The sequence below is a fragment of the Chryseobacterium sp. OSA05B genome (genome assembly GCF_019970065.1).
Taxonomy (GTDB): Bacteria; Bacteroidota; Bacteroidia; order Flavobacteriales; family Weeksellaceae; genus Chryseobacterium.
This window is the reverse complement of sequence record NZ_JAHXYH010000001.1, coordinates 1,529,213-1,543,662: the sequence shown is the minus strand read 5'-3', so window position 1 is coordinate 1,543,662 and position 14,450 is coordinate 1,529,213. Positions and strand designations below refer to the sequence as shown.

10 protein-coding genes are annotated in these 14,450 nt (G+C 36.8%); 1 reads left to right on the top strand and 9 read right to left on the bottom strand.

What is annotated here, in order from left to right:
* Window positions 1-2: 2 nt before the first annotated feature.
* From LC419_RS06980 to LC419_RS06970, 3 genes are all read right to left on the bottom strand, one after another.
* Window positions 3-1,250 (bottom strand): DUF563 domain-containing protein, encoded by a 1,248-nt coding sequence (locus LC419_RS06980; protein ID WP_223606667.1) that lies wholly within the window; start codon window positions 1,248-1,250, stop codon window positions 3-5.
* 66 nt (window positions 1,251-1,316) lie between these two features.
* A complete protein-coding gene (locus LC419_RS06975; protein ID WP_223606666.1) occupies window positions 1,317-2,504 on the bottom strand; it encodes a glycosyltransferase family 4 protein in 1,188 nt (395 codons plus the stop codon).
* Window positions 2,501-3,478: a glycosyltransferase gene (locus LC419_RS06970; protein ID WP_223606665.1), complete on the bottom strand. Its 978-nt coding sequence runs from the start codon at window positions 3,476-3,478 to the stop codon at window positions 2,501-2,503. The genes LC419_RS06975 and LC419_RS06970 overlap by 4 nt, the downstream gene beginning before the upstream one ends.
* A 59-nt stretch (window positions 3,479-3,537) precedes the next feature.
* On the opposite strand from LC419_RS06970, the gene LC419_RS06965 reads away from it, so the two are divergent.
* On the top strand, window positions 3,538-4,617 hold the full coding sequence (locus LC419_RS06965) for a glycosyltransferase family 1 protein (RefSeq protein ID WP_223606664.1): 1,080 nt from the start codon (window positions 3,538-3,540) through the stop codon (window positions 4,615-4,617).
* On the opposite strand, the gene LC419_RS06960 is transcribed toward LC419_RS06965, so the two are convergent.
* The 6 genes from LC419_RS06960 to LC419_RS06935 form a co-directional block, all read right to left on the bottom strand.
* Window positions 4,614-5,357, bottom strand: coding sequence for a polysaccharide deacetylase family protein (locus tag LC419_RS06960; protein ID WP_223606663.1), 744 nt, complete (start codon window positions 5,355-5,357; stop codon window positions 4,614-4,616). The genes LC419_RS06965 and LC419_RS06960 overlap by 4 nt on opposite strands.
* Before the next feature lie 397 nt (window positions 5,358-5,754).
* The gene (locus LC419_RS06955; protein WP_223606662.1) at window positions 5,755-6,510 is read right to left on the bottom strand and encodes a glycosyltransferase family 2 protein; all 756 of its coding nucleotides are present in this window, start codon (window positions 6,508-6,510) and stop codon (window positions 5,755-5,757) included.
* Window positions 6,510-7,757: an ornithine--oxo-acid transaminase gene (rocD, locus tag LC419_RS06950; RefSeq protein WP_223606661.1), complete on the bottom strand. Its 1,248-nt coding sequence runs from the start codon at window positions 7,755-7,757 to the stop codon at window positions 6,510-6,512. The genes LC419_RS06955 and rocD overlap by 1 nt, the downstream gene beginning before the upstream one ends.
* Window positions 7,758-7,980: 223 nt before the next feature.
* Window positions 7,981-8,805 (bottom strand): hypothetical protein, encoded by an 825-nt coding sequence (locus LC419_RS06945; protein WP_223606660.1) that lies wholly within the window; start codon window positions 8,803-8,805, stop codon window positions 7,981-7,983.
* Window positions 8,806-8,946: 141 nt separating this feature from the next.
* Entirely contained in the window at window positions 8,947-10,191 is a 1,245-nt protein-coding gene (locus LC419_RS06940) for a hypothetical protein (protein WP_223606659.1), read from the bottom strand.
* 13 nt (window positions 10,192-10,204) lie between these two features.
* On the bottom strand, window positions 10,205-14,443 hold the full coding sequence (locus LC419_RS06935) for a PAAR-like protein (protein ID WP_223606658.1): 4,239 nt from the start codon (window positions 14,441-14,443) through the stop codon (window positions 10,205-10,207).
* Between the last annotated feature and the right edge of the window lie 7 nt (window positions 14,444-14,450).

The following is a 14,450-nucleotide window of genomic DNA, read 5'->3' as shown; positions in this document are numbered from 1 at the left end:
GATTACGAATAACTCTGAATTTCCGTAGAAGGTAAGTTGAATAACTGCTTTAGATATTGATCAAAAATCTCAGGATCCAACCTGTAGTCTTCATGGAATCCTTCGTAATCCTGCGGATAAATATAAAAATTAAGATCAAAATTCACTTCTTTGGCCAATGTAGAGAAAATGGCAAAATCTCCCCATACCGAACTGAACCAGCTGAGGCCTTTGGCTCCGGGTTTTGCAAATAAAACATTGGTCCAGGCTGCTCCGCTTGGTCCTATGATATAATCAGCGTTATTGACCATGTAGATTTGTTCGTGAATGTTGAGGTCTTCAAAGAAAACTTCTTCAAACCCATATTTTTTTGCCGTTTCAAAAATCTCCTCATCGTTATATTTTCTATACTGAGATCTCCTTGAAATGAATATTTTTTTAACAGGTTCGATGCGGACTTTACTTAGGTCTAAATTATCAAAGGCTGTTTGTCTGAGATACTGCAGAGAAGATTTGGATAACTTGGCAAATCCGGCTTCATATTTTACGCCCGGCATAATATTCGGGACCGCATAATTGGTACTGGTGATATGCCACAGCTTTTTAAACTGGTAATAATTCTTTTCGTGGCTGAGGAATATAATTTTATAATCCTTGAGAAAAAACATCAGAAGATCTTTCAGATTTTCAACCTTCTGTACATCCTGATCTATAATGATCAGCTTATTCCTGGCATCAGGAATATACTGGAAAAACTCAACTTTAGACAGAATGTCTACCAGAAAATGATAATAGTTGAATGTGAAAGTTCCGCCCAGGAAAATGGCTTCCTCGTCATAATATACATTCTTATGATTTCTTACTTTCGCAAGGGTCATAGAATGCTGCAACAGATTATTGGTATTGTATACGTAGGTGATCCTGTCGTCATCATGCCATCTTTCGTAAAAGATTTTATCTTTTTTCAGGTTTAAAAAGTACGTGGAATTAGGAATACAGAGTACATCCTGAAGCGCAAAAATTTCTATGGCATTCTTAGGTGTTTTTACAGAAACCTGGGGAGCATCAAAAGTTTTAGGAAGAAAAAGTTCTGCCTCCTGTTTTTCGGTGATCCTGATTCTTTCCACACAATACTCAGAGGGTATAGAATCCAGCGTCAAAAAATCAGTTACGAGTCTTTTGGCTCTTCTGAAAAAAGACTTGATATAATATTTTTTTCTAAGTGCTTTAAGCTGTTGTTCTAAATTTTCAATTTGTTCCTTTGCATTCATACTCTTAAACTTGGGATGACCTAAGAATTTCGGTTGTTATTTCCGGAGATATAGAAAACTTATTCTCTATATGATTTCCTGATAGTAACGTATGGTCTCATCAACCATTATATCAATGCCGAATTTGGATTCTATTAATTTCCGGGCATTCAGTGATATCCTGTTTCTCAGATCATCATCTTCAAAAATGAGACTTATCTTTTCATGGAAGGTGTCTTCCTCAGCAACAAGGCCGTTTACAGACTCTTGTATGATCTCTTTAAACGAGTCTATAGAAGAACATACAATGGGTTTCTGCATCGCCATTACTTCCAGCAAAGATAAGCTAAAATTTTCACCTTTGGAGGGGAAGCAGGCCACCTCTGCGTTGCTGATGAGCTGTACAATTTCCGTTCCCGGTTTATTGCCATAAAAATGAACTGATTTTTGAATCTCCGGATCGTGGATATTCTCTTTGATATACGTAGGATAATGATTTGGATTGCCGATAAAATGAAGCGATGCTTCCGGGTGATTTTTTTTTAGTTCAACGAAAGCACTGATCAGCGTTTCCGCCCCTTTTTCAAAGGAGACATTTCCTAAAAAGAAAACAGACTTAGGAATAATTTCCACATTTTCCTGGGGTTTATAGAATTTTTCATCAATGCCGTTGTAGATCAGTTTTGGATTTTTGATCCCGAACAGGCTTTTATTGATCGTCTCATTGTATTTTGAGATCGTAATTATGTTTTTAGATTTTTTAAAAGCTGCTTTTTCACAGAAAATTCTTCCCTTATGAACTTTTTTATATCCGAAATATTTCTCCAGAACAGACCACGAGCCGTGGCATCTGATCACATACGGAAGTTCTTCGGGAATAGAAAGCGCCAGACCATCAAAATCATGCGTTTCTGCAATATCGAAATGAAGATTGTTTTTTTTGATCCAGGTACTTATTTTGTCGGCTATTATTTTTTTCTCAGATAAATAAGTTTTAAAATGAATCTGTTCAAGAGCCTTTATTTTTCCTGTAAAAGACCTTACGAGCTCAAGAATAGGATTTGCTTTGAAAATATCTTTGACAGAATGAATCTTTACACCCTCTTCCTCTATATCAAATGCATACTTGGAGATCAGGAAAACATGTACCGAGATTCCTCTCTTTACCAGTTCTGCACATAAATTTTTATAAAAAACGCCTGTACCACCTACTTTGGGAGTGCGGGAAGATTTATATTCCCGGGTTACAATAAGTACATTTTTTATTTCTTTCATGAATTCAGTTTAAATACAGTGTTTACCCAATGGTCTAGTGTATACTTATAATAAACTTCTTCAGGCAGTTTTTCGTATGGCGTATTGAAAAATTCTTTTTTTACATTGCGGAAATTCTTATCCAGCACCAGAATATTATGGGGATTATAAAAATCGTACGTTTTAATGGTTGGATTGTCAGTGATGACTTTTTTCTCAAGAGCCATGGCTTCAAATATCCTGAAGCTGAGTCCGGTCTGGTCGGCACGCATCAGATCCAGGATGACTTTCGTATTCTTATAATAAGTCGGAAGGGCGTGGTGCGGTATTTTTTTTCTTCCGAATTTTAAAATGTCAATATTTTTTTTGTCAATGATTTGATTCAGCTTATTTTTCCATCCTTTCTTGCCTGCGATATACACTTCAAATTTTATTTTCATCGGGCAGAGCCTGTTGATCAGCAGATTTAAAGCAGAAAGTCTTTTCTGGTCATAAGACGTAATATAGAAGAGATCTAATTTCGGACGTTGCTTCGAGGCCGGAACATGATCGAGATAATTATAATTGGTGATTTTTTCGAATCCGAAATTTTTCACATCATTGTCATCAAAGGAAAATATGGTATCGAAGTAATGCAGAAGATGTGTCGCGGGGTTTCTGGCCATGCTGTCGTACAGGTAGGCAATGTTACGGTCTGCATATTCTCTGATCTTCTGATGGATGCTTTCATCAATAGCTTCAGGATTGATGACCAGGATCTGATCCTGTTTTCCAATTTTTTCCAGAGATTCAAGTATGAAACTTTGTCTTTTGTAATATTTCGGGTTTTTGCCCAGAAAAATTTTACTGAAAGTGTTTTTTATACGCTCACCAGTATTTTTATGGGTAAAGGCTCCAATGTTGATATGGCATGCCTGAATGCCTCTATCACTCAGTTTTTCCACTATGTGTTCATCATAATGCCAGAAATCGAAGCTGATTAAACAAATTTTCATACTGCAAAAATAAAAATTTCATATTTAAATTTATATTTTTGATGCAAAGCTTAGCTATAATGACACATAAAATTTTAATTGATGCTGAAAGATTGAAGTATCCGAAGTCGGGAATTGCTAACGTATGTGTTTCATTAATAAAGGGTCTGGACGAGAAAGCCTCTGATTTCGAGTATACTTTTTACGGCCCCAAAAAAAATATTCCGCAGACAAAAAAAAACTTTAAAATAATTAACTGGAAGTTCTGGCAAAAGAAAATTTCTTTTAGCACGGGATCTTTTTCACTTATTCATACAACTCACCAGCTTTCTGACTATTTTCATACCATAAAAAGCGGTCAGAAAAAAGTAGTGACACTCCATGATCTCAATTTTCTGCACGATAACAGTTCTGAACAAAAAATAGCAAAAAGTACCCGACTTGTTCAGAAAAACATAGGAAATGCAGATGCCGTGGTTTGTATCTCAGAATTTGTAAAAGAAGACTTTCTTAAAAACAGAAAACTTTTTACACTAAAAAATAATGTAAAAGTAGAAGTGATCTACAACGGACTGATTTTCCCTGAAGCCACAGCGTTCACTTCTGAAAATAAGTACAGCTTTATCGGGAAAAAATATATTTTAAACATTGGAGTGCTTTTCCCAAAAAAAAATCAGGAAGTTCTTCTGGATCTTATTTCAAAAAATGACCGGGAACTTGTATTGGTAACTTCTTCAGCAAAATCTGCCTATAAAGAGAAGTTTTTAGAAAAAATAAAAACGCTGGGATTGGAAAACAGGGTACACATCCTTGAAAATATAGATAACAACGATAAATATTTTCTTCTGCAGCACTGTGAATCCTATTGTCATCCGTCTATGGCGGAAGGTTTTGGTATTCCACCCGTAGAAGCTATGTATTTTGGAAAACCTGTGTTTTTAAGCAAATTGACGAGTCTTCCTGAAATAGGTGGTGATCTGGCTTTTTATTTTGATGACTTTTCAGCGGAACATATGCAGCATGTTTATGCTCACGGAATGCAGACTTATGGATCTAAAACAGATCAATATGCTTCACAATTAAAAGAAAGGGCACTGAAATTCGGATATCTGGAGATGGCCGGTGCCTATGAAAAACTTTACGCTGAACTGTTGAATTAAAGCTTGATTTTTCCCAGTCTCAATTTCCATTTAAAAATTTCGAAGCTGTCACCCCCTTTGATATCGATTCTTTTGATCTCAAATTTATTCTTCCAAGGAAAATAGGCAATATTGTTTCCAATACGAACTGCTGAGGTAATACCGGCTTTTTCAAGGATGGAAAAGAATGCCTTTTTTTGTTCGCCCTTTTTAGGAAACTTACCATAAGGATAGGCGAGTACCTTGGTAAAAGGAATTTTTTTCTCCTCCAGAGTCCGGATGTTTTCGTTAAGGTCATCAGCGGCTTCCTGCAGAGAGATTTGTGAGTAATTCCTGTGGGCATGACTGTGCAGTGCAATCTCTACGTATTCAGGATTGAGTGACCTGATCTCGTCAAACGTCATCATTTCACGCTTTTTGTCCGTCAGATCTTTATGAATAAGCCCTGTGGGAATGAAAATGGTCGCTTTCAACCTGTATTTTTCCAATAAAGGAACCAGATACTGAAGGTTGTTGAGGTAGCCATCATCAAAAGTGAGGATAAGTTTATGTTTCAGCTGGCTGCTAGTGCTAAGATCATTAAAGAACAGGGTATTGTAATGATTTTTAATGTATTGGAATTGTTCTTCCAGATTTTCTGCCGATACGGTCAGGCAATCTTTTCCGGAAATTTCTTTTTCCGGAAGAACTTTATGATACATAAGGATGCGGACACTTTCTTCTTTTGAAAATCCAAGTGTCCTTTTAACAAATCTGAGCATGGTTATATGAATTTTGAAAATCGCATGTTTTATGGAATTTATACCTATAAAAATTACCTGCGATCCATATAATTCTATTGTTTTTATTTACTGACTAACTTATTCCTTAAATAGTAATGAGTCTACATAAACAGACATCTGTTACAATTTTCAAATTTAATTAATTATTAGATGCGTGAGCTTAAAAATACATTAAAATTAACTTTAAAACGCTGACTGGCTGAACCAAATTTAAAAAGAATCAGGACTGAATAAAGGCAGTAAAGGATCAACAGAGGGCATCCGACTATGTATAACCGGTTGCGTTTTTAAAACTGTACAGAATACAGTGGAATAAAGAAACAGCCGGCTGCTTATCAATTGCAGCCGGCTGTTTTTTATTTTAATTAAAAGGATATTATTTGAACTTGTAGATTTCGTTGATCTTTATATATTTCAGGAACGTATAAAACGCCCCGGTAATAGAGATGTAAAATCCGGCAACCCCATCCAGAAAACCCAGTTTTAAAAAATAGGTTTTCGTAAAATCATAAAAGGGAGAAAAGATGATCTTAAAAAGAGATACTGACTTTCCGTTCAAGACTTTTTTCTCTGCCATCAGCTGTGTGTAATTATTGATTTTCTCAATATGATGGGCAATACTTTTATAGGTGTAATGGTTGATATTTCCGGGCAGTTTTCCTTTTTTATCCTGAGTGACAAAACATTCATGCACCAGATCATCCGTATATTTTCCGTGACCTTTTTTGAAAAATCTTTCTCTCCAAACATTACCCCAACCACCATATTTAATGGTTTTCTTCAGCAGAATATTGTTGAAGTGGATCTCATAGACTTTATAAGGAGGATTGGAGCTTTTTAAAATTTCCTTAATAGCATTAACAGCTGTTTCGTCCGGAACTTCGTCGGAATCCAGGAACAGAATCCATTCTCCTGAAGCTTCAGACAGGGTATAGTTTTTCTGACAGCCGAAGCCGAGAAATTTTTTTCTGATAAATTTTACTTTCGGAAACCCGGTACAGATTTCTTCGGTCTTGTCTGTGGAAAAAGAATCAACAACAATAATCTCATCAGCTATCTCGTAGATGCTACTGATACTTTGCTCGATGATTCTTTCTCCATTTAGAACAATATAACAGACGGATAACTTCATTAACGAAATTCTGTGATAGTTTTTTCAATAATTCTGACGCAGTCTAAAAGCTGCTCTTCTGTAATCACCAAAGGTGGTGCCAACCTGATGATGTTTCCATGGGTAGGTTTTGCCAGAAGACCGTTTTCTTTTAACTGTAAGCATAGATTCCATGCTGTAGAGCTATCCGGAGTATCGTTGATCAGAATCGCATTTAAAAGGCCTTTTCCTCTCACTTTGGTAATAAGACTGTTTCTTTCAATGATTTTTTTGATCTCAGATCGGAAAAGCTGACCCAGTTGCTCTGCTCTTTCTGACAGTTTTTCGTCGGCAACCACATCTAAAGCGGCTACTGCCACAGCACATGCGATAGGGTTTCCTCCGAATGTAGAACCGTGCTGTCCCGGCTTGATCACATTCATGATCGTATCATTTGCCAATACTGCCGATACAGGGTACATTCCTCCGGAAAGGGCTTTCCCTAAGATCAGAATATCAGGCTGTACATTTTCGTGGTGGCAAGCGATCAGTTGTCCTGTTCTTGCAATACCGGTCTGAACTTCGTCAGCAATGAACAGTACATTATGTTTTTTACACAGCTCAGAAGCATTTTTCAGGAAACCTTCGTCCGGAACATACACACCGGCTTCACCCTGAATAGGCTCCACTAAAAATGCGGCGATATTTCCTGCTTCTCTGTTTAATACTTCTTCTAATGCTGCAGTATCATTATATGGAATCTTAATAAATCCGGGTGTGAAAGGGCCATAGTTCTGATTGGCATCCGGATCATTGGAGAATGAAACAATAGTGGTGGTTCTTCCGTGGAAATTATTTTCGCAAACGATGATCTTGGCTGCGTTTTCTGCAATACCTTTTACTTCGTAGCTCCATTTTCTGGCTAATTTTACGGCAGTTTCTACGGCTTCAGCTCCGGAATTCATAGGAAGAACCTTATCGAATCCGAAAAGAGAAGTGATCTTCTGCTCGTACTCTCCTAAATTTGAATTGTAAAATGCTCTTGAAGTCAGGGCCAGTTTCTGAGCCTGTTCTACTAAAGCAGCTACAATTTTCGGGTGAGAATGTCCTTGGTTCACAGCAGAATATGCTGAAAGAAAATCATAATATTTTTTACCTTCCACATCCCATACAAAAACGCCTTCTCCGCGGTCAAGAACCACTGGAAGAGGGTGATAGTTATGCGCTCCATGTTTGTCTTCAAGGTCAATAAAATACTGTGAGTTTTTTGCTGTTGCTGCTGTTGACATATGTTTTGGTTTTCGACAAATTTAAGCATTATTAATGAGATGCATGAACAAAAACGTAATACGGTACACGCCAGTAATTAAAGTGTATTTTAGGGCTGGATTAAGCTGTTTTAGAAAAAATTCCTTTCACAAATCAGACAAGGCAGGTTTTATATCTTTCCGGAATGCCAGTATTAATTTTTTAGATTGTTTTTTCCATACAATTCCTGCTAATGACAGAATATTAATAGTATTCTATTTTCTGCACTGTTTCACTTATTTTATTACCCTTATCAGAGATGATATTGGATGTGATGTTAGAGTGTTGATCATAGATCATACTATTTTGTATTTTATTTGCCGTTTTATTCTGAGAGATGGTTATTGTTTCGATATGGTTTCCTTTTATGTCACATTTGTAGATAGTGGTATTTTGAGTTTTTTCATTTCTTTTAGTGATCACAACATCGGGCTTATCATATAACGTTTGGAATTGATATTCTGTCACAGCCATATTTTCAGGATTATTGGTATAGTAACTTTTGATCTGTATGATCTGTTTTTTTTTGTTGTATTTAGATTCCATAACAAGGTTTGCAGAATCTTTTACCGATTTAATGATATAATTTTCAGAATTATAGTGAAAAGATTCTGCTTCATCTATTTCATCTTTGGTTTCGTCGTATTTTCCGTAGGTAATTTTTTTAATAAGACGGTTACGGTCATCATAATTAAAAACTTCCTTTTCTATGTGGTGAGTGTTAGTTATGCTGTCAAGCCTGTTATTATTGTAATGATAATAATATATTAGATTGGGCTCCTTTTCTCCTTCGCTGTAATATGCTTTCTTCGTAAGCAGGCCTGTGCCGGAAAAGAAGAGTGTTTCATATACTGTGCTTATTTTTGGGTCTGCAAAAGAAGTTCTTTTCTCCAATTTTTTTACATTTCCATGTAATCCATAATCCTTTGTGGTAAGAGGATTTCGAAAGAGCAGATTTTGCTTTACTATGACCTGATCCAGCTCTTGTGAAAATAAGAAGCTGGGACCCAATAAGAAAAAAGTAAACATGCAGAATGCTTTAACCATTCTGAAATTGACCGGTATATAATTTTTTAATTCTGAAGATGGTATGAGAAAAATAGTTTTCATCTTTATGTGTCGCTTTATAAATAAAGCACAACCGTTTTGATTATGCCTTAATATGTTGCATTAATCAGGTGCGCCAACACTGTCAAAACCTTCTGCATAGCTGATCAAGTCTTTTAGATTCGGAAGATTATAATAGTTGTTTTTAACCATTTCATCTTTTAGTTGTGACCATTTTATTGTATGTTGTGAGCTTCCTTCGAAACACTCACCAAGAATATTCCATCTCGAGTCCCAGCCATTTTGAATTCTATGGTTTTGTTTAAATAAAATATCGTATGTGTTGGCTATATAGGCGATCATTTTAACCTTTTCCTTCTCCGAATAATCATTGAATTCTTCACTCTTAAGCAGCTTCCTGCAAAATTCTAATAATCCGTACAAGTCTTTTGGATTAGAGTTCGTTTTATAAATGGAAACAATGCTTTTTAGAATACCTTCATGAATTTCCAGTTCTTTTTTGCAATTTTTTGAAAAAATAAGTTCTCCTATTTTAGATTGATCATTGGCTGAAATATAATCATTAATAAGCATCTCATTAAATTTTGGTTCTTGATCATAACCAAAATTTTTCACTAACATTTTTATAAATTTTTTATCATGAGCAGTAAGCCAAGTGATATATGTTTTATTATCATTTAATAAATACATATTTCGGGCGATTATAGTCTGATTATTTTTTTTTCGTTGCTCTTTAAGATCCGGAACATCTTTCCAATGTGGGATTTCGATTTCCATATTTTGATTACTTGAATGGCGGATTATTTTTTTTGTCTCAATTTCATTCAAGGCAGAAAATTCTTTTTGATAGTCCAGAATTTCGGGGAGATAATAAAATTCTGTGATGATTTTTCGAGGCTTATCAATATAAAGGCCGGCATAATCTACACCGTTGTTTTTATACATGACAAACTCTCTGTCACATTGATCCAAAAAATTTAAATATAAAAACTTAGTATCAGATTTGGTATCTATTATTCTTCCGAATATATTCTTAATTTTTTTATTGAAATCTTCTTCTTTTAATTCCTGAAATCCATTAGATTTTAAAATATCATCTACAGTCTGTGCTGATGCATTCAGTTCTTCTAATGTGAAAGGAGTTTTTGGAAGTTCTGCTCCTGCTTGATCAATAGAGATAGTTGCACCCTCTTCCAGTTGTTTTTTTAAAACTGCTTGAATTACATTGTCACTCATACCTATTGTTTTTTGATGATTCTCAGTTATATGCTTTTTTTCCTGGCAACTCAAATTGCTGATGATTATCAAAAAAAAAGAAGCAAGCTTGATTTTAGTTTTTACACTCATAAGTTATCTTTTTTTATCTGGAACTCTCCTTCGAATTCTCTGCACTGATGTCGTATTTCGGAAGTTTTTTATCGTCTTCTGAAATAGTATATTTTTTAGGTTTAGTAATCGCTATAATTGAACTGCTTTTTTTATCGACAGATCCTAAGATGATCTTTTGATGGCCAGCTGTTGACTCTCCATTTCCTTGATTACCACCTAAATAAACATATCTTGTTCCATCCATATTTTCACCGGCAATTAAAGCAACATGTGAAAAATCAAAAACAATCAAAGCTCCAACAAAAGCTTCGCAATTTTCTCCATTATCCCATGCGGTGGCCTTCCATCCAAAAGCAGCGGCACTTTTCGGTGTATTTATTCTTTTGAAATCCTGAGTTTGATCAAAGCACCAAGCCAGAAACGCACCACACCACGGATTGCTGTAATCATATCCTAATCCTGCAGCTGAAGAAACATCGAAGTATTCTGTTATTTTTTCTTTTAAAGGGCTGTCTATTTCTTTTAATCCCTTATACTTTTCATATTCTTTCCATGCCACTTTAAACCAAGGAGCATCACCTGTAAGGTTGAGAGAAGAATCTTTACTGCAATCTGCTACCTGAAATACAGCTTTCATAGATTCATTCGGTTTTACTTCCCAGTTTTGCAGTTTTCCTCCACGATACCAGATTTTTCTCTGCGGCCTTGAAGGAGTAAGACTATTTAAAATATCAATAATAGAATCTACTACAACATCATCAGCGGATTTACCTGTATTATCAGCTTTTAAATACATTGAATCTTTATACCAATCAGCCATACCAGTGACTGCCGCTTCGTTTGGAGTATAATCCCGATCTACTCCCTCTGAAATCTTCACCCCAGAATCAGAAGCTTTTAAATCTATTTTTGCCTGAACATTTTTATAGTTTCCTTTTCCTGTTATCTGAAGTAAGCCTCTTCCTCTAAAGTTCCAGGTATCTTCTACTGATTCATTGCCTAATCGTCCCGCATATGCAATTTCGGCAATTTTCTTTTCGTTGGCTGTATACCCGTTTTTTGAACTTCGCCCATACTCGTATGCCAAATCATTTGGTGGGCTTTGTTTACCTAATTCAGGGTTTTCCCTAAAATTCTTGAAATGCTTTGGAAGTTCTTCTGCAGGATAATCCAGACTTTCTCCGTGAAGTCCTCCTTTTAAACTGGTACCAGCTTCTTGCAGAGATTGCGCAAAAAAGTGGGCCTTTCTTGCACAGGTATTCAATTCAAAAACATTTCTATATTTGTTTAAAGATAATGCTAATTCCTGTAAATCTTCATTTTTTGCATTCTTATATACTTTTTTAAGAATCTCAACTGTGATTTCAGCTTTACATCGGGGACATCCGTTTTCTCCTTGTCTTTTCACCTCCGCCATTTCCACCACCACCGGCTTCACATCATTATCAATAGCCTCCGGAGTCTCTTTTTGAGATACCTTTAGGCAGCCGGCTTCATAAAATATAAACTGTTTTCGGAGTTCGAGCATTTCCTCTTGTGTAAATGGAGTTCCGTCCTGTTTTTTAGCTCTAATGCCAAGTTTTTCCATGTCTTCCGTACGTACCAGATTAGCGGGAAGACTGTCATTGATGGTTACCTGAAGCTTTTCTGCTTTCCAGATTTTTTTATTGGGATCAGCCGGATCTTTCAGCTGTCTTGAGACCTGGGCAATATAATAATCGAAATTCTTTGGCGGGTTTTTCCATTCTTCCTTTGCGGTGAAAGAAACTTCTACCAGACCGTCTTTGCCTGTTTTTTCTTCTTTATAGGTCTCTTTGCTTTCGTGGGTGTAGATAATGTGGTCTTTTTCGTTAAGGCCTTCTTTGGGAACTTCCTTGAAAACATCTATTTTCAGAATTTCTTCGGTCATATTCACGGTATGTACCCAGATTTTATGGGTTTTTCCGTAGAAAGTCTGTTCGCGCTGGATGTCTTTTCCGTTTTCAGTGGAGAACATGATAGACACAATTTTCTGTTCTGATGTAATGACCAGTTCTTCATTGGAGTCCAGAACTTCAAGATACGTTGTGGTAGCATCTATCACCACAGGCTTTGTCCCTTCTATTGAAATAGTGGCCGGCAGTACAACGTCGGTTGAAGTGCTTGCCTGAAGTTCGATGGTAAATACGAGACGGTATTTTGGAGTAGGGTTTTCTGCTGTTTTAGGAATCGCAGTATCAAGTTTTTTCTTATAATCTTCAGTGGTGTTGATTATGAAAGAAGCTTTGCCTTCACTGTTAAGGGTTACACTTTTCTCTTCCAGCATAAATTTCTCTTTCTGCTTGTAGAAATCGTCGCCTTCGCCTTTAACCCATATTTTTACTTTCAGGGTTTGATTCTGCAGGCCATCAATTTCCACGAAGCCATAGGTGTCTTCCCCAAACCCGGTTTCTGTACGTTTTACACCTGTTCCATAGGCCCAGAGTGCTCTTTTTATAGCGGGTTGTGAAACTTTTATTTTGGTTTCAATCTTTTTATTGTCAGTATGATCGCCGGTTAAATAAGCGGAAAGGGTAAATTCACCCAGCTCATTGAACGTAAGAGTTCCGTCACCATTGTCGGTAACATTCTGCGGAACTTCTATTTTTATGGCTTCATTTCCGGCTAGAGTTGCAATTCTTGCGGTAGCTGTATATTTTACTTTAGTGCCTTTGGGAATATTTCCGGCGGGTAAAGTAAATTTGTCAATCACATTTTGGATAATCTCAAAATGAAAAGTATCTGATCCTGTAAAAGCAGGTTGTTTTCCCGCTCCAAGAGGATTAGCATAAGCTTCAACGGTATATTTTCCCAGATAATCGCCGCTTGAAAGTTGAGCATCCTGACTGAGGAACGCATCAGCTCTTTTATTAATGATTGCAGTTTTGAATGAAGGCGAGCTTTCGAATGCGGTAATTCTTCCTGATCCTTCTTTTTTCAGGTACCAGTGAACCGTTTTCCCCGCAGCAGGGAGATAAGCTACATTGAATTTGGAAGCCTGGATTTTAAGCACATCTCCGGAACGAAGTAATCCAGGTTCTCCGCTGACACCCATTACGCCTAATGTATTTTCAATTTTTATTTCTATGGTTTCCGGTTTGGGATCATTGGGATCTGTAAATGCTTCTATGGTATATTTCCCCGCATTTTTAAAGCTAAGAAGCGTTTGTCCTCCGGCTCTTGCTACGCCCACAAGATGGGGTGAAGCCGTCCCTGAATGGCTGTTATACAATACGGTTGTTCCTTGTTTTATCCTCCAGTGAGCGATCTGAGCGAAAGGCAGAAAACTTGTTCCGTTCAGAATTTTCAACTGATCAGCGTTGGTGCTCAGTTTATATTCTACAGAGACGGGAATAGGAATATTGACCAGGGTAGAAGTTCCCGGAGTTACAATTTTTTTGACAAAATCTTTTACGACTTCAATAATGATTGCACAGTTCTTATCGCCTGCTTTTTTTCCGTAGGCTTCTATTCTGTATTTTCCTTCCGGAAGACTGTCAAAAGTTTTGCTTAATGACTGATTGAAAACACTTCCCAGACCGATAAACGTTTTCACTTTGTCTTTGGTGTCTTCACCTTTGAAAATCGCCCATATAATTTTTGTAGCATCGCCTTTAAATTGAGCATTCAATGTAATATTATCCGGCGAAAAAGGGTTTAAAAAGGAAGTCAGAGGATTTTTAGGGAGCTGTAAATAATAATAAGTTCCGGTAGGTTTAGCCGCAGATTGCGGAAGCGTCATTGAAATGGAATTCACGGATGTTGTCGTAGAAGAAGTACCAGCTGTTTGCCATTGCGGCGATGTGTTGGCTACTGAGAATTCATCTGCTTCTTTTACATCGATCTGTGAAACATTGTTAGACTGTCCGGTGGTGGCAAAGGAAACAGTTCCCGGAACGCCATATCCCGGGCAGGTAGCTGTAGAAACATCTAGCAGTATTTTCATGCTTTTATTGAATTCTACATTCTCATAATAATCTTTATACTTGAGGCTGCATTTTGCTTTGCACGGATAAGGCTTCCCATCCGAGCCTTTACAGTTGCCGAACCCGTTACCGCCGCCGAAGCTTTCTGCTTTATCATCAAGGTAGGTGGCTATAGGCTTGCTTTGGGCGAAATATTTGTTTTTGCCGAGTTTTTTTTTCTGGCTTTTTACTTCCATCGGAACGGCAGTCCCTTTGGAGTTATTGGCTACGGAACTGCTGCAGTACGCAGTAGCGCCTTCTACAATAATAAATCCTTTATCTGCCATGTTATGT